This is a genomic window from Macrococcus carouselicus, assembly GCF_004359515.1.
GTDB classification, from domain to species: domain Bacteria; phylum Bacillota; class Bacilli; order Staphylococcales; family Staphylococcaceae; genus Macrococcus; species Macrococcus carouselicus.
The window spans coordinates 194,503-211,544 of sequence record NZ_SCWD01000002.1; the positions used below are offsets into that span (position 1 = coordinate 194,503).

Annotated in this window: 16 protein-coding genes; 11 read left to right on the forward strand and 5 right to left on the reverse strand. The window is 43.0% G+C overall.

All coding sequences use genetic code 11. From position 1 onward, the window contains the following. Window positions 1-12 precede the first annotated feature (12 nt). Window positions 13-1,011 carry a Delta(5) desaturase DesA gene (gene desA, locus ERX40_RS07085; protein WP_133417803.1) on the forward strand — a complete coding sequence of 333 codons (999 nt, stop codon included), beginning with the start codon at window positions 13-15 and terminating at the stop codon, window positions 1,009-1,011. A 39-nt stretch (window positions 1,012-1,050) separates the two neighbouring features. On the opposite strand, the gene ERX40_RS07090 is transcribed toward desA, so the two are convergent. From ERX40_RS07090 to ERX40_RS07110, 5 genes are all read right to left on the reverse strand, one after another. Beyond that, a complete protein-coding gene (locus ERX40_RS07090) occupies window positions 1,051-2,238 on the reverse strand; it encodes an MFS transporter (RefSeq protein WP_243712989.1) in 1,188 nt (395 codons plus the stop codon). Then, complete coding sequence (locus tag ERX40_RS11440) at window positions 2,222-2,665, reverse strand: MarR family winged helix-turn-helix transcriptional regulator (protein WP_133417805.1); 444 nt, start codon at window positions 2,663-2,665, stop codon at window positions 2,222-2,224. The genes ERX40_RS07090 and ERX40_RS11440 overlap by 17 nt, the downstream gene beginning before the upstream one ends. A gap of 102 nt (window positions 2,666-2,767) precedes the next feature. After that, window positions 2,768-4,228, reverse strand: coding sequence for an NAD-dependent succinate-semialdehyde dehydrogenase (locus ERX40_RS07100; RefSeq protein WP_424960724.1), 1,461 nt, complete (start codon window positions 4,226-4,228; stop codon window positions 2,768-2,770). A gap of 237 nt (window positions 4,229-4,465) precedes the next feature. Further along, window positions 4,466-5,188, reverse strand: coding sequence for a M50 family metallopeptidase (locus tag ERX40_RS07105; protein WP_165980697.1), 723 nt, complete (start codon window positions 5,186-5,188; stop codon window positions 4,466-4,468). A 69-nt stretch (window positions 5,189-5,257) separates the two neighbouring features. Then, on the reverse strand, window positions 5,258-6,520 hold the full coding sequence (locus ERX40_RS07110) for a DUF1958 domain-containing protein (protein WP_165980698.1): 1,263 nt from the start codon (window positions 6,518-6,520) through the stop codon (window positions 5,258-5,260). 288 nt (window positions 6,521-6,808) lie between these two features. Between ERX40_RS07110 and ERX40_RS07115 the strand changes: the two genes are divergently transcribed. From ERX40_RS07115 to ERX40_RS07155, 10 genes are all read left to right on the forward strand, one after another. Beyond that, window positions 6,809-8,026, forward strand: coding sequence for a NupC/NupG family nucleoside CNT transporter (locus ERX40_RS07115; protein WP_133417809.1), 1,218 nt, complete (start codon window positions 6,809-6,811; stop codon window positions 8,024-8,026). A 366-nt stretch (window positions 8,027-8,392) separates the two neighbouring features. Next, window positions 8,393-8,623 carry an L-lactate permease gene (locus ERX40_RS11445; RefSeq protein WP_243712991.1) on the forward strand — a complete coding sequence of 77 codons (231 nt, stop codon included), beginning with the start codon at window positions 8,393-8,395 and terminating at the stop codon, window positions 8,621-8,623. A gap of 162 nt (window positions 8,624-8,785) precedes the next feature. Then, entirely contained in the window at window positions 8,786-9,736 is a 951-nt protein-coding gene (locus ERX40_RS07125) for an L-lactate dehydrogenase (RefSeq protein WP_133417810.1), read from the forward strand. A 133-nt stretch (window positions 9,737-9,869) separates the two neighbouring features. Next, complete coding sequence (locus tag ERX40_RS07130) at window positions 9,870-10,703, forward strand: YitT family protein (protein ID WP_133417811.1); 834 nt, start codon at window positions 9,870-9,872, stop codon at window positions 10,701-10,703. A 9-nt stretch (window positions 10,704-10,712) separates the two neighbouring features. Next, window positions 10,713-11,450 carry a glucosamine-6-phosphate deaminase gene (locus ERX40_RS07135; RefSeq protein ID WP_133417812.1) on the forward strand — a complete coding sequence of 246 codons (738 nt, stop codon included), beginning with the start codon at window positions 10,713-10,715 and terminating at the stop codon, window positions 11,448-11,450. 440 nt (window positions 11,451-11,890) lie between these two features. Beyond that, window positions 11,891-12,694 carry an ABC transporter ATP-binding protein gene (locus ERX40_RS07140; protein ID WP_133417813.1) on the forward strand — a complete coding sequence of 268 codons (804 nt, stop codon included), beginning with the start codon at window positions 11,891-11,893 and terminating at the stop codon, window positions 12,692-12,694. A gap of 87 nt (window positions 12,695-12,781) precedes the next feature. Continuing rightward, window positions 12,782-12,928 carry a hypothetical protein gene (locus ERX40_RS11275; RefSeq protein ID WP_165980699.1) on the forward strand — a complete coding sequence of 49 codons (147 nt, stop codon included), beginning with the start codon at window positions 12,782-12,784 and terminating at the stop codon, window positions 12,926-12,928. 83 nt (window positions 12,929-13,011) lie between these two features. Next, window positions 13,012-14,052, forward strand: coding sequence for a GTPase domain-containing protein (locus ERX40_RS07145; RefSeq protein WP_165980700.1), 1,041 nt, complete (start codon window positions 13,012-13,014; stop codon window positions 14,050-14,052). Between the two features lie 41 nt (window positions 14,053-14,093). Continuing rightward, window positions 14,094-15,230: an ABC transporter ATP-binding protein gene (locus ERX40_RS07150; protein ID WP_133417815.1), complete on the forward strand. Its 1,137-nt coding sequence runs from the start codon at window positions 14,094-14,096 to the stop codon at window positions 15,228-15,230. 95 nt (window positions 15,231-15,325) lie between these two features. Then, window positions 15,326-16,996, forward strand: coding sequence for a glycoside hydrolase family 13 protein (locus tag ERX40_RS07155; protein ID WP_133417816.1), 1,671 nt, complete (start codon window positions 15,326-15,328; stop codon window positions 16,994-16,996). The last annotated feature ends 46 nt before the right edge of the window (window positions 16,997-17,042 follow it).

Below are 17,042 nucleotides of genomic sequence, written 5' to 3' on the forward strand. Positions count from 1 at the left end.
TAGAGGTGAATTATGGAAAGAGAAAAAAAGTTACAGCTTAGAAAGTCGATCAAACCTTACGAACGGACAAGCCTGCAGATCAGCATCATTCAGATTCTGAATACGTTAGTTCCTTATGTATTACTGATTGTGCTGGGATTCATCTTATATAGCGTGTCACCATGGCTGTCTATTCTTTGCGGGTCAGTGGGCGCATTCTTCCTGGTCCGCAGCTTTATTATTTTTCACGACTGTACACACGGCTCATTCTTCAAAAGTAAGAAAGCCAATAAAATTCTGGGCAATATCACAGGTTTTCTGACATTATTTCCTTATGAGAAGTGGCGTAGAGAGCATATCACTCATCACGCAACAAGTGGGAACCTTGATAAAAAAGGAACAGGCGATATCTGGATGATGACGATTGAGGAGTATAAAGAAGCTGAACCGATGAAGCGTCTCACTTACCGCATGTACCGCCATCCCTTTGTGATGTTTGTATTAGGACCTATCTACTTGCTTTTCATTACGAATCGTATTAATGTCAAAGATGCAAAGCCTGAAGAAAAGCGTAATACTTATCTTCATAATCTGGCCGTACTTGTTGTTTATGGCCTGCTTATCTATTTGATCGGTCCCGCAAGATTTTTCAGCGTTATGGGTCCTGTTCTCTTTATCGGCGGGATGCTTGGTATCTGGATGTTCTATATCCAGCATACATTTGAAGATTCTTACTTCGAGGATGAGAAGGAATGGGATTATGTTAAAGCAGCTGTAGAAGGTAGTTCGTATTATCATCTGCCGAAACTTTTCCAGTGGCTGACAGGTAACATCGGTTATCACCATGTGCATCATTTAAGTCCGCGAATTCCGAACTATATGCTTGAGAAGGCTCACAATGAAGTGACGCCGCTGCAGCATGCAACGACAATTGGTATCCGTAAAAGCTTTGAATCATTGAAGTATAAACTGTATGATCCAGAGAATAAACGTTTTATCACTTTTGGTGAATATAAACGTTATGCAAAATAAAAATAAGCGTCTCAACCGCAGCGGTTGAGACGCTTATTTTTATTGCTGTTCATATACGTTCGCTTTACGCCCATGCAGGAAATAGTACAGAACTAATCCGATAAGAGCGAGAACACTCATCAGGCGATATAAACCATGCATACCGACTGACGGGATGAGGTAGCCGAGGCCATAAGGGCCAAATCCTAAAGAAAAATCCAGGAAGATGAAATAAGTCGAAGTAGCCAGACCGATTTTATGCGGGTCTGTCACTTTGATGGCCACTGCCTGGGCAATAGACTGAATATTACCATAGCCGAGACCAATAAATATCGCACTGACGAGAAGCAGGGCTGCATGATGTGTGAAGCTGAGGAGCAGTAGACCGATGATAAAGCTGATGAATGCAGGAATGATGACGATGTTTGTACCCTTCGTATCCATTAATCGGCCCGTGATAGGACGTGAGATCAATACAGCAATCGCATAGACCAGGAAGAAGAAGCTGCCTGCTGTCATAAGATGATTCTCTGCAGTGAAGAGTGAAATGAAACTTAGGATACTGGAGTAAGCCATTGCTGCGACGAGCACAACCGCTGCGATAGGTAATGCGTTTTTATCGATAAAGTCACCGAGGCGGAACCCTTTATGCATATTTTCTGCTGGTATTAATTCTTCATCGACTTTGACGAGGAATAACAGCAACAGTGCAACAACCGCAAGTGCCAGACAGACAATGAAAAGCTGCTGAAACGAAATGAACTGAAGTAATGTGAGTCCGAGGAAGGGTCCGACTGCGGTTGAAAGAACAGTGCTCATACTAAAGTAACTGATGCCTTCACCGCGTCTGGTCACAGGTGTGATATATGCGGCGATTGTCCCGGTCGCCGTAGAGGCAACACCGCTACCGACTCCATTGATCAGTCTCATGATCAGCATCAGTGTTAAGTGGTCAGAAATGATATAAAGCCCTGTAGTAACCGTAAAAATCATTGTACCGATCACAAGAATTTTTTTCTGACCGAGAATATCGATGTATTTCCCTGCCCAGAACCGGCCGATTAAGCTGCCTATAATGAAGATTCCGGATACAAGACCGGCGATACTCGTACTGACATGATAGGCTTCAACGGCATAACCGCCGATTGTGACGAGTAATAAATACATTGATAACATGATGATAAAATTGATTAAAGACACGAAGATAAAGTTTTTAGTCCATAAGGGTTGTTTAATGTGTTCGTCCAATACGTTCTTCCTTCCCGGATTCCAGATGTTTATATATTTTCTCAAGCTGTTCGGTAACAACTTGTAATTCTTCAATTTCTCCCGATATATCCTTCTGTTTCTGAATAACATCTTTGAGCATCATCTCATAATGCTGTTTGCCGAAATCAGTGAGATTAAGTATTTTTTCGCGCTTATCCTTTCCTTCTGATGTCTGAATCAGATTCAGTTCAATCAGTTTGTGAATAACTTTTGTGGCAGTGGGTTTTTCGATTTTTCTGCTACGTGCCACTTCAACAAGAGTCGTAGGCTCCTTTTTAGCAATTTCCTTGAAGATCAGCCACTGCGCTGAGGATAACTGATGTGTGGTCAGAAGAGCATTCATATCTTCCACATATAAACGACGTATATCGAGCAGTAAATCGAAGAATTTCTGTGTCTGTTCCAAATCATCACCCCCCTTTTTGTTTAGTTAGTATAACTAACTATATCAGAACGATAAAGATTGTCAATAAAAAAATCGGATACAGAAGTATCCGATGAGAGGTTATTAGATGAAGCGTGTATTGACGAATTTTTCGATGACATATTCTTTCAAGCCCAGATGACTGTTCTCACGGCCGAAGCCGGAGTGCTTCACGCCGCCGAACGGTGTTTCAGGTTGTGAAATCGTTACCGCATTGATGCCGACCATACCATATTCCAGACGTCTGGAAATTTCCTGAATGACTTTTGCGGATGATGCGAACGCATAAGATGCAAGACCGAATTCAGTATCGTTAGCCATTTCAATCGCGTCATCAAGATCTGTATAACTAATAAGCGGGAGAACCGGTCCGAATGTCTCCTGGTAGAAGATGTTCATTGAACGATCAACATGATCAAGTATAGTTGGCGCATAGAATGTCCCTTTGGCGTAATCACCATCCTTCAGACGTTCGCCGCCGAGCAGAATCTCTGCACCTTTTGATTTAGCATCGTCAATCTGCTCCTGGATTTTATCGATTGCATCTTCACGAATCAGTGGACCGATATCATTAGCCGCGTCCATACCGTTACCGACTTTAAGTTGTTTAACTCGTTTGATTAATTGGTCAGTGAACTCTTTTTTAATACTCTCGTGTATGAAGATGCGGTTTGGCGAGACGCAGACCTGACCATTATTACGAAACTTCGCGGAAGTGAGCCCTTCGACTGCCTGTTCGATGTCAGCATCTGCATGAATGATGAACGGTGCGTGGCCTCCCAGTTCAAGCGAGATTTTCTTCAGCGTATCTGCGGACTGTTTGTACAGTTCTTTACCGATTGGCGTTGAACCAGTGAATGTGAGTTTACGGACTGTATCAGAATCAGTCAACGTCTTGCCGATTACTTTTGAGCTGCCCATCACCAAGTTAACGACACCTGCAGGAAGTCCTGCTGCTTCAAACTGTTCAAAGATAGCCAGTGCAGTAAGCGGCGTGTCACCTGAAGGCTTCAGCACCACTGTGTTACCTGCCGCCAGAGCTGGAGCAAGTTTACGGGTCACCATACCTGCCGGGAAATTCCACGGTGTAATCGCGCCGACAACACCAATCGGCTGATAGACGATCTCAAATTTATGATCATTCGGCGCAGGAATCAATTCGCCGTACAGTCGACGGGATTCTTCAGCATTCCATCTGAAGAGGTCGGCACCACCGGCTGATTCTGCCTGTGATTCCTTGAACGGCTTACCTTGTTCAATAGTCATAACTTCTGCGATATAATCTGCATTCTCTTCAAGGAGATCAGCGACTTTGTTGAGCAACTTGACTCTGTCTTTAAGTTCCATATCGCGCCATGCAGGATACGCTTTCTCAGCTGCTTCAATTGCGCGCTTCGTCTCGGCCTCACCCGCCTGTGCGACCTCTGCAATGACTTCTCCAGTCGCCGGATTGGTGACTTCCTTCGTCTCTTTGTCGTCACCATCAACCCATTTTCCATCTATAAATAACTGAGTATGAACCTGTTTAACTGCTTCACTCAATATAAACCCTTCTTTCGTTAAAGTGATGAATTAATAATTCCCGCTTCAAGATATCATAAACGTTGTATAATCCGGATAATATAGTGACGGAGGAAAATATGAAAGAAATAAAAAAACGTGATCCCGTTTGTTATCATGATTACTGTCTGTACTACTGGTTGTGGAACAAAGAGCGATTTACGGGCATTTTACAGAAATAATTTCAAAAAAAATTCTTCTCTTCCAGAACCATGTCCTTCTTTATATGATTAACTGGATAGCCACATATAAAGCACCGAGATGAACTGCTATAAAAAGTAAGTAATAGATAAATACAGGCAGCCGGGTCATCCGTCCTAATAAGGCCCCGTCCCAATCTGGATGATGTTCTTTAAAGTAGACTGCGGTAATGGTCAGGGAGGATAACAGTGTATCTGCCAGCAGCACACTAGTGATCAGCTGATAGATAATATCATTCATCAGCTCATATTGATACTGTGGATGTGCTGTTAAAAAATAAATGAATGTAGCAAGAACAATGGTAATGATCAGTGGCAGCCATTTTCGTGATGTCTTGAGGAAGTAATAACTGAACACAATAATCAGTAGTGTCCAGAAGATGACCGGATAACTGTACTGCAGACACAATATGCCTGCTATCAGCATCAGTGGAGGGAATAAGTAGCCCCCGAGCACCGTCATGAACTGATTGAAGTTTCCTCTGGTTGTAGTGACCGCAAATCCAGTTCGTCTTGTTTCTCTTCTTTCATGTCTGCTCGTCACGATGACTATATCTTCGACCTTGCCGCCCGTCAGCTGACAGAAGAGGGCATGTCCGAATTCATGCAGCAGAGTAGGAATAAAATGAATCCACCGCAGTAGAAAGTGATGTCTGTATCGTAAGTTGATTAAAGCATATATCAAGGCAATGCTGATAATCAGCCAGGGGTTAATCGCTATAGGTGAAACTAGAAAGTCTAACATCTCATCCTCCTTTATAAGAAATTTAGCATAAAATAAGATGCATCTCATCGGTCGTGAGATGCATCTTTGCTATTTCTGATTCTCCTGATTCCACAAATCCCGGAAAAGATGTGGTTTTAGCGCATAGATCATCAGCAGAATACCGCTTAAAATTGATAAAGTGATGCCCCCGATAATCCAGCCGTAGTTATCGTTGATGAACTTGCGCATGGCGTAGCGCTGATAATCCTCGTATTTCACTGTCGGCGGCTGATATCCAGCATCGATGAACTGCCGTTGATAATCGTAATGAACTTCGCCGTTCCGGTATTTAAGCGTCCCTTTCGTCTTGTGATCGACGAGGTCGTATAAATCGTTATAAACGTAGACTTCCCGATCACCGACTTTATGCTTACCTTTCGTCAGCACTTTCTTGAAGGAATAGCGTGCGTAGACATCGTCCATGATGGCATTCGCCATGATGTTGCGGTTGAATTCGGCAGGTGGATCGTACCAGTCCATGACACCCATCATGACCAGAATAATGCGCAGCTCTTTTTTCTTGCCTGTAAGGGTCGTATTGAAGCCGGCTGTGTCACTGGAACCTGTCTTCAGACCATCTACCCCTTTATAACCCAGCTTTGCCCCTTCAAGGGAATGGTTATAAGTATGGAAGGTTTCCTCGTACTCTGTACCTTTTTTCACTGTTACGACTGGTTTACGCGTATAGTGCAGAATATCAGGATGTTTTTTCAGGAGCTGGTGTGTCAGAATAGCGTAATCCTTGGCAGAAGAAATATTATCCTCGTCTTGTGGATAGCCTTTCGCCTTATACTGCAGCATCAGGTTATTAGGAGCGCCGACAGGATTATAAAAATGCGTCTCTGTCATATGAAGTGCTTTAGCCGTCTTGTTCATCAGATCAATGAATTTCGTATCATCCTTATAGACAAGAGAAGAGAGCATATAAGTCGCTGAATTAGAGGAAGCAGTGAGGGCCGTCTGCAGCAGTTCATCCACTGTATAGGTCGCGCCGAGCCTGAAGTGGTTATTACTCAGCATCGGCAGCCGTGAGATATCATAGAACTTCTCATTTACCTTCACTGTCGTCTGCTTCGTAAACTTACCCTGATCCATTGCTTCATAGACGAGATAAATCGTCATTAACTTCGACATAGAAGCGGGCGGCCATTGAGTAGATGGATCATCTGCATAAAGAATCTGCCCGTTCTTCTGAGCAATAACTATCGTGCCGTGAGGTTCGTACTGTTCACCTATCTGTTTGCCCTGTTCATTGGCAATCTCAACAGGTGATCTGGCATCAGCAACTGGACTGACTAGTAAAAAAATCATTAATAGAGACAGCAGTAACTTGGTAGAAATTTGCATCATAAAACCTCGTTTATTAGATGTAGTCATTTTATATTATCATAACTTCAGCAAGTCATTTGTATTTATACGATAACTCGGAAAAGTTTATAGGGGAGGCATCTGTGAGAGTGATGCGAAGTTGATAACATTCGATTTACAAGCGATTTCACCACTTATGTTCATCATATCGTTCGTTTATTTAAAAATATTTATACCCATTAACTCTTAAACAATGCTATAATTTTGCTATCAAATTTAAAGGTGGAAAATATGAATCTCTATTTATTGCTCAACATTTTAGGTCTCTTTGTTTTTATACTTGTTGCTTACCTTTTCTCACGCGATAAAAAGAACATCAACTGGAAAGCAGTTGCCGTCATGCTGGTCGTCAACCTATTCCTGGCATGGTTCTTCACTCAGTTCCCGTGGGGACGTCAAGCTGTCAAAGCGGTAGCTGATGGCTTCAGCTGGATGCTGCAGGCTGCTTATGTCGGTATCGGCATGCCGTTCGGCAGCTGGACTGCTGGTGGTCCTGGGAAAATGGATATGGCTGTATCTGCGTTACTCCCTATCCTCTTCGTTGTCCCGTTATTCGATATCCTGATGTATATCGGTGTACTCCCGCTCATCATCAAATGGGTGGGCTGGGTGATCTCCAAGATTACAGGTCAGCCGAAATTCGAATCATTCTTCTCAGTGGAGATGATGGTTCTTGGTAATACAGAAGCACTTGCCGTCTCAAATGCACAGGTCCGTGAAATGAACGCAGCCCGTGTCCTGACGATTGCATTAATGTCTATGAGCTGTATCTCAGGTTCAATCGTCGGCGCATACGTAACGATGGTGCCAGGTGAACTCGTGTTAACAGCGATTCCGCTGAATATCATCAATGCAATCATCATCAGTACCATCTTAAATCCGGTCCATGTGACGCCTGAAGAAGACTATATCGTTGAAATCAATAACGAAAAACGTCAGCCGTTCTTCTCATTCTTAGGAGACTCAGTTCTTGGAGCAGGGAAGTTAATCCTGATCATCATCGCATTCCTGATCGCATTCGTTGCACTCGCACATTTCGTCGATATGTTATTATCACTGCTTGACCGTTTTACACACGCTCAGATCCGTCTGGCAGATATCCTCGGTTTCTATATGGCTCCATTTGCGATGCTTCTCGGTTTACCTTGGGATGAGGCCAAAGTGGTCGGTGGCCATATGGCAACTAAAATTGTAACGAATGAATTTGTTGTTATGCTTAGTATCCAGGATGCTCTGAAAACAATGCCTGAGCATATGAAAGCCGTTCTTGTGACGTTCCTGATCTCATTTGCCAACTTCTCAACAGTTGGTATGATTATCGGTACACTGAAGGGTATTGTTGATGTGAAGACATCTGACTTTGTCAGCAGATACGTGCCGATGATGTTACTGGCCGGTATTTTAGTATCCCTGCTGTCAGCTGCCTTTGTCGGATTATTTGTCTGGTAATTTTACAACAACTTCATATAGGATCAATAAGAGGTTAATAATTCAGTCGTATACTTAAGGTGTTCAGAGAGAATGAAAAAGGAGGCTTTTTCATGACTAACCGCATGCTGAGAGATTTACGCCGCAGATTAAAACAATCCCTTATTCCGAAGCAGCCGACAGCCGTCTGCTGATAGACTGACCTCCCAGAGGTCAGTCTTTTTTATTACAGTCATTTATGAAATCGCATACTATCGCATAAAACTGAGAACGCTTACTTATAATTATTGTGATTTATATCACAATAAAATATTGAAAATCTTGTAAAGATGCGCTATTATAATATTGTGAAAAAGATAACAAACTGGTCTTATGAATATTTATTAAGTGCAAGAAATTCATATGTTTGTACATTCGTTCGATCCATTCAGTAATATCAGCTTATCCGCTCTTGTAGCAGCAGTGCCTATTCTGTTATTTTTACTCTGTCTGACTCTTTTCAGAATGAAGAGTATCCATGCAGCGATACTGACACTGATTGTGACGCTCATCATTACACTGGGTATCTTCAGGCTGTCGCTGCAGGTGTGTTACAAGGCATTATGCCTATCATTATGATAGCAGTCTGGTTATATCAAGTGACAGAGAAAAGTGGAAAGTGCCAGGTTATTCAGGACAGTATAGCACTGAAATATAGCATCGCTGTTTGTATGTGTCTGGACCTGGATTCTAAGTATGGTATTTTAAAGTTGAGGACACTAATGAAAAGGAGCATAAACCATGAATGAAATTAAAAGGAATAAAGTTGTTCTAGTCGGAAACGGTGCTGTCGGATCAAGTTACGCTTTCTCAGTTCTGAATCAAGGCGTCTGCGATGAACTATTTATGATAGACTTAAATGAAGAACGCGTGCTGGGAGATGTAATGGACCTGAACCATGGTATGTTATACGCCCCAAGTCCCATTAAAATCAAAGCGGGCACTTATAAAGACTGTCGTGATGCTGATATCGTTGTCATCTGTGCGGGAGCTGCGCAGAAACCTGGAGAAACACGTTTAGATCTTGTCGGCAAAAATATTAAAATCTTCAAGTCGATCATTGAAGAAATTATGGCATCGGGCTTTGACGGTATCTTCCTTGTCGCTTCAAACCCAGTTGATATCTTGACGTACGCAACGTGGAAATTCTCTGGTCTTCCAAAAAATCGGGTCATCGGTTCAGGTACTATTTTAGATACTGCTCGCTTCAGATATCTGCTCAGTGAAGAATTTGATGTAGCACCTTCAAGCGTCCATGCAAATATTATCGGAGAGCATGGAGATACGGAACTTGCAGTGTGGAGTGGTGCGAATATCGCAGGCATCTCACTGAAGCATTTACTTGAAAAGCATCCTGAGAAACAGGGTCGTATGGAAGAAATCGATATAGATGTGCGTGATGCGGCTTATAAAATCATTAAAGCTAAGGGTGCTACTTATTACGGAGTAGCAATGGGCTTGATGAGAATCACAAAAGCGATATTAAGCAATCAGGACGTGGTTCTGACAGTGTCTGCTTATCTGGAAGGTGAGTACGGGCAGAGTGATGTCTATATTGGCGTGCCTGCTGTCATCAACCGTAACGGTATCAGACAAATCGTAGAATCCCCGTTATCTGAAGATGAACAGGAGAAGTTTAATCATTCGGTGAAAGTGTTGAAAGAGACACAGAAGCCGTTTTTTGAACAATAATAGATGGTAAGAAGCGCTGATCGATAGACCGGCGCTTTTTTATCAATCAGTATCTAAGTGATCCCGGTTGTTTATAGTCGTGTTTATAAGGTAAAGTAGTCATGGACTACTAAGTAGGAAAGTGAGTGTTAATATGAAGATTTCTCTGAAAACCGTACTGATTGTGATACTCGGTTCTTTTATTTTTTCTCTGGCTGTCAATATGTTTATTATCCCTGCCAATTTAGGTGAAGGGGGTGTCACGGGACTGTCACTGATTTTCTTATATGCCTTTGGCTGGTCGCCCGCCATTTCCACGCTGCTGATGAACCTGATACTTCTGGCGGTGGGTTATAAGTTTCTATCGAAGCGTTCTATGATTCTGACAGTCGTTTCGATTATTTCATTGTCTGTGTTCCTGCATCTGACTGAAACATGGCAGCTCCATCTGGATCAGGTGCTGGTCGCGACGATTTTCGGCGGCTTTATGGTCGGAATCGGTATCGGTCTGATTGTTATGGTCGGCGGTACCACAGCAGGTACAACTATTCTGGCGCGTATTGCCCATAAATACCTGGATGTCAGTACTTCATACGCTTTACTCTTCTTCGACTTGATTGTTGTCGCCATTTCATTGACGGTCATGCCGATTGAAAAAGCGTTGCTCACCACACTCAGCCTTTATATCGGTACGAAAGCGATGGATTTCATCATAGAAGGGACGAATCCTAAAAAGGCGATTACAATCATTTCACAGAATCCGGAACCGATTGCCAAGATGCTGGATGAAGAAATTGGGCGCGGGGTCACTTTACTGAGCGGTAAAGGGTATTATACGAAGCGCGAGACAGACGTGCTGTACTGCGTCATTAATAAACTTCAGCTGACTAAGACAAAACGTAATATCCATAAAATCGATCCCCATGCTTTTGTGGTCGTCCATGATGTAAGAGACGTGCTCGGCAATGGTTTTATTACAGAACACTAGGAGGCAGACATGAAATTCATGAACTTAGGTCATCGGGATCATGCAAGTCGTTACGTCGCAACAGAAATGTTCAAGGAAATTCACTTTAATCAATGTACGTTACTGGGTCTTGCGACAGGTGGCACAATGGAAGAGATGTATAAGGAACTGGTATACCTTCTGAAAGTGAACCGTACAGATATCTCCTGCCTTGAGACTTTTAATCTGGATGAATATTTCAACCTGGACTCAAATGATCCTAACAGTTATATGAGTTACATGAAAAAGCACTTCTTTGAGCCGGTCGGCATGAACGATTCACAGTTTCATCTGCCGGATAATGATCTGACTGATGTTGAGGAAGACAATCTTCGCTATGATCAGGCCATCCGTGAAAAAGGTCCCCTGCACATTCAGCTGCTTGGCATCGGTGTCAACGGTCATATCGGATTCAATGAACCGGGTACACCATTCGACAGTAAAACGAGAGTGGTTGAACTGACAGAAGAGACGATAGAGGCCAATGCCCGCTTCTTTAAGGACAAAGAGGACGTGCCTGCGAAAGCGGTCTCGATGGGTATTGAGACCATTCTGTATTCTAATCGCATTATTATGCTGGCGCTCGGCGAAAAGAAAGCACCGATAATGGCGAAGCTCCATCAGATGACTGAACCTGACATCATGATTCCTGCCAGCAGTCTGTTCAGCCATTCTGATGTTGAGATTGTAATGGATGATGAAGCAGCCAGTCTGATTGAATTGAAATAAAGAAGCCCGTTCATCTTTCGCTTTAGCCACGAAAGATGAACGGGCTTTTATTACGACAGCATATGAGACATCAGTTCTTCATTTTTCTCCTTGAAGACTTCATTATGCCTGGAGACTCCTGTGCAGCTGGGTCCATATAAGTCTTAGCGAGGTTCGCGTGTACGGCAATGATGGATGATAACAGATTCTATCCTCTACCTGCAGGGAATGGATGATTTTCCCGACATCTCTGCCACCCTCTGATATTCGATAATGCGGACTGTCGTGCCGCGAAGGCCTGCATAGAAAGCAGCGTATAGACCAGCACCGATAATAGTTATATCTATTAAATGGTTCAATATAAGAACGCCTTACCTTGTTAAGTTGCGTTGTCCTATATTATCCTATAAAATAAGTGCATTGATAATGATTATCACTTAAATAAGTGAAGGCGGTTTAAAATGGAAAGATTATCTGGAGAAAGAATCACAATCAGCTACGGTGAACGAGATATCGTCAAAGAACTGACAGTCGCAATCCCTGACGGAAAGATTACATCAATTATTGGACCGAATGGCTGCGGTAAGTCAACATTACTGAAGGCATTGGCACGTATTATTCCAGTTAAAGACGGTCAGGTCGTCTTGGACGGCCGGAATATCCACCAGCAGTCCACTAAAGAAGTCGCACGTAAAATAGCGATACTGCCCCAGTCACCTGAAGTGGCGGATGGTCTGACGGCAGGGGAACTGGTCAGTTATGGCCGCTTTCCCTATCAGAGCGGATTTGGACGGCTATCAAAGGAAGATAAAGAGATGATCGACTGGGCGCTTTATGCGACCGGCACATATGAATTCAAACATAGGGCTGTCAATGACCTGAGTGGCGGCCAGCGTCAGCGTGTCTGGATTGCAATGGCGCTTGCGCAGAAGACGGATATCATCTTCCTGGATGAACCGACCACTTATCTTGATATCTCTCATCAGCTGGAGATTCTGGACCTCGTGCAGACATTGAACCGTGAACAGGGCACAACGATTGTTATGGTGCTGCATGACATCAACCAGACCATCCGGTTCTCTGATCACCTGATCACCATGAAAAAAGGGGATATCATCAAGCAGGGGACGCCACTAGAAGTTCTGACCCACGAAGTACTGGAAGAAGTCTTCAATATAGATGCGGAACTGAGCACTGATCCACGCACAGGCAAACCTCTGCTCGTTACCTATGACTTACTCTGTAAACATTACACAAGGATTTAATAATGAGTTCAAGACATTTCACGCCAAGTTTCTCTTTGGCGATAGTCATGATTCTGACGTTGCTGCTGTGGAAGTATGAACTATTAAGTGCAGCAAGGTGCCTTAAGCCCTTGTTACTATCAGAACACTGAAGTTCATAATATCATCCGTGATATCCGCGTACCTCGTAAGCTTATTGTCGGTATGATTGACAGTCTGAGCGGCGCCCCTTATTTCCTTTATTTGATGAACTGAAGGAGTTAGAGCTGATACAACGATGGATTTACTGTTATAGTTATAGGGTACTTAACCGTAAATAGATAATTGGAGTGATGAAAATGATCAATCATCCCTTGGTGAAAGCATATAGAAAGTTTGTAGCAAACCGTACGCCGCATGCTGTCGGTTTTATCGGTCAGCCGGACGCAGGTAAGAGCAGTCTGATTAATAAACTGCTTCCGAATGCAGAAGCATATGCCGGCGTTCACACCGATGCAACGCTGACCGCACAGTCCTATGACTATCCGGTATTCGGGGAATTAGTGGATTTTCCAGGCGTAGGCACAGAAGAGGTCACACTTTCTCAATATAAAAAAATGATCAAGACTAGTGATATTACCACTTTTTACTATGTATTCGGCAGCAAAATCCGCGAAACAGATATGGAGCTGATTAAATACCTCAGTAAAGAGGAGAAGGAAGTTCATTTCATCTATAATAAAGTGGATGCATTGATTGATGTCAATCATGTAGAGTCACTGGAATCGTTGAAACATACGAAGAATACGGAGCTGAAAGTCATGCTGCGCCCTTATATCAAGACGCAGAAAGATTATCTGTTTGTCAGTGCGCTGAGTGGTGAAGGTATCGAAGCGATGCAGGCGCGGGTAAAGACATTATTCGAGAAACAGCATGAGGAGTATGTGGAGAATTATCAGAAAGAGGAAATGAAAGAGAGTTATCTGAATTATAAGGTCAACAGTGTCTTCCCTAAACTCTTTACCCCTGCCTTGAAAGAGGTGATCTCAAGGCAGAGTTATTCTGTCCTAGAACGCACCATACGCAGCCACTTCAAAGTAGAAGCGGATGACGTCTATGATAAATTTAATATGTGGCCATCGATCAAGAAGCATATTAAAGAGCAGAACAACCAGGAAACTACCTTTACACAGATGATGGATTTTGCCAAGATGATACAGGTAATCCGCAGTGCGTTCAAACTTAAATCACTGAATCCTGTACAATCCATTCTAGGCTCACTGCTCGAGATAGGACTGTCGCAGGCCTTTCCGGCAGTTCAAGGGATCATCAATTATACCAATGATATAAAGGAAGTAGCGCGTCATATCCTCGACCGCTCCACCCCTTCCTATCGATAAGAACTCGCTAACATATGTGGTGGGTGTAAGGGGGAAATTAAATGGCAGAACTTATACTGGATCACATCAAAAAAACTTATGACGGCGGCAACACAGTTGTTAAAGACTTCAACTTACACATCCATGATAAAGAGTTTATTGTCTTTGTTGGACCATCAGGTTGTGGTAAATCTACAACGCTACGTATGATTGCGGGACTTGAAGACATTACAGATGGCGAATTTATGATTGACGGTGTGCGCATGAATGACGTACCTCCTAAAAATCGTGACATCGCCATGGTCTTCCAGAACTATGCATTATATCCTCATATGACTGTCTATGATAATATGGCGTTTGGCCTTAAACTCCGTAAAACACCTAAAGATGAAATTAAAAGACGTGTTCATGAAGCAGCTGAAATACTCGGGTTGACTGAATATCTGAACCGCAAGCCGAAAGCATTATCAGGTGGGCAGCGTCAACGAGTGGCATTAGGACGTGCCATCGTACGTGAAGCAAAAGTATTCCTTATGGATGAGCCGCTTTCTAATTTAGATGCAAAGCTTCGTGTACAGATGCGTGCTGAAATATCAAAGCTCCATAACAGACTTCAGACGACGACTATCTATGTCACTCATGACCAGACAGAAGCCTTAACCATGGCTACAAGAATTGTAGTCCTTAATCAAGGTGATATTATGCAGGTAGGGTCACCAAAAGAAGTCTATGATTTCCCGGAAAATATCTTCGTAGCCGAATTCATTGGTTCACCACCGATGAATATCTTCGATGCCAGAATATCAGATAATCAGCTTCACATCGGACAGTATACGTTCGATATCCCTGCCGCTACACTCCGTAGCTTGGAAGCGAAAGGTTATAAGGACAAAGAAGTGAAGTTTGGTATCCGGCCTGAGGATATTAACGACGAACCCGTTTTCATCCAGTCATCTGAAGGCAGCTCATTTGAGACGAAAGTCACAGTAAGTGAATTGCATGGTGCGGAGATAATGGTATACGGAACCTTTGAGAATCAGGAGTTTATTTCTAAGCTGGATGCGCGTAATAATTATCAGCCGGGCGACGTAGTGCGTCTCGCAATGGATATGAACAAGGCACATTTCTTTGATAAGGAAACGGGGAATCGCATTCGTACTGCAGCTGAAGACCGCCGGATTGAAGCAAAGAATATTTAAATAGAAATATAAATCTCAACTTTTTTAATTGAACTGACATTAGAAAGCTGTTAGCATGCAGGTGTTGACAGCTTTTTATTTGGGAGGACCATGAAATGGAACGTATTTGGTGGAAGGAAGCGGTGTGTTATCAAGTCTATCCGCGGAGCTTTAAAGATTCAAATGGAGATGGGATTGGTGACATCAACGGCATTACAGAAAAACTTGATTATCTGCAGGATTTAGGAATAGATGTTATCTGGGTGAGTCCGATATACAAATCTCCTAATGACGATAATGGCTATGACATCAGTGATTATCAGGCTATTATGCATGATTTCGGTACGATGGAGGACTTTGACCGTCTGCTGTTCGAAGTGCATGCGCGTGGAATGAAACTGATTATGGATTTAGTCATCAATCATACCAGTGATGAACATCCATGGTTTGTTGAATCACGTGTAGCGAAAGATAACCCGAAACGTGACTGGTACATCTGGCAGGATGGGAAAGACGGTAAGGAGCCGAATAACTGGGCGAGTATTTTTGAAGGCTCTGCATGGGAGTATGATGCGACAACAGACCAGTACTTCATGCATGTCTTCAGTCGTAAACAGCCGGATTTGAACTGGGAGAATGCTGAGATGCGTGAAACGATCTATAACATGGTCAACTGGTGGCTCGATAAAGGCATCGATGGTTTCCGTGTAGATGCTATCAGTCACATCAAGAAGTCATTTGAGATGGGCGACCTGCCAAACCCTGATAACCTGAACTTTGTTGAGTCATTCGATGCCCATATGAATCAGCCGGGTATTCATAAATATCTGGAAGAGCTGAAAGAGAAGACATTTTCTAAATATGACATTATGACAGTCGGAGAAGCAAATGGCGTGACGACTGACGATGCAGACGTCTGGGTCGGTGAAGAGAATGGCAAGTTCAATATGGTCTTCCAGTTTGAACATCTCAATCTCTGGGACCATAATATCGGAACCAGTTTCGATATACTCGGTTATAAACAGGTGCTTGCGCAATGGCAGAAGGGCCTTGAGAATAAAGGCTGGAATGCACTTTTTATTGAAAATCACGACCGCCCGCGTGTACCATCAACATGGGCTGACGATAAAGTTCACTGGTTTGAAAGTTCAACGAGTCATGCCACTGTCTATATGCTGCTACAAGGTACACCGTTCATCTATCAAGGTCAGGAAATCGGTATGACGAATTATCCGTTCCAGGATATAGTGGAATTCGATGATGTTCATGCCAAGAATATCTACAATAATGAACTGATCAATGGAGCGACAAAAGAAGAGGTTATCGAAATGCTGCAGCGCATCAGCCGTGATAATTCACGGACCCCGATGCAGTGGGATGCGACAGAGAACGCCGGCTTTACGACGGGCCGCCCATGGATGAAAGTCAATCCGAATTATCCTTACTTAAATGTTGCACATCAGATGGAACGGGAAGATTCCATTCTGAATTATTATAAGAAACTGATTGCCTTCAAAAAAGAGAATCTTATCATGACTTACGGTATATTTGATCTTGTTTATCCTGAAGATCCGTCAGTATTTGCTTATACGAGAACGTTGGAGGATGAAAAAGTACTTGTGATCGGTAATCTGACTAATCATCAAGTAGAGCTTGATGATTCTGATGACTTACAGTTTGATCCTTCTCAACTGGTGCTGGCAAACTATGATTATGCATATGATACAGAAGTGACAGACAGCATCCAGCTGCAGCCATACGAAGCAAGGGTATATCGTCTCGCTTAAAGTGAATCAATAACAAACAGTCCTGCAGAAAAATGGCCGGACTGTT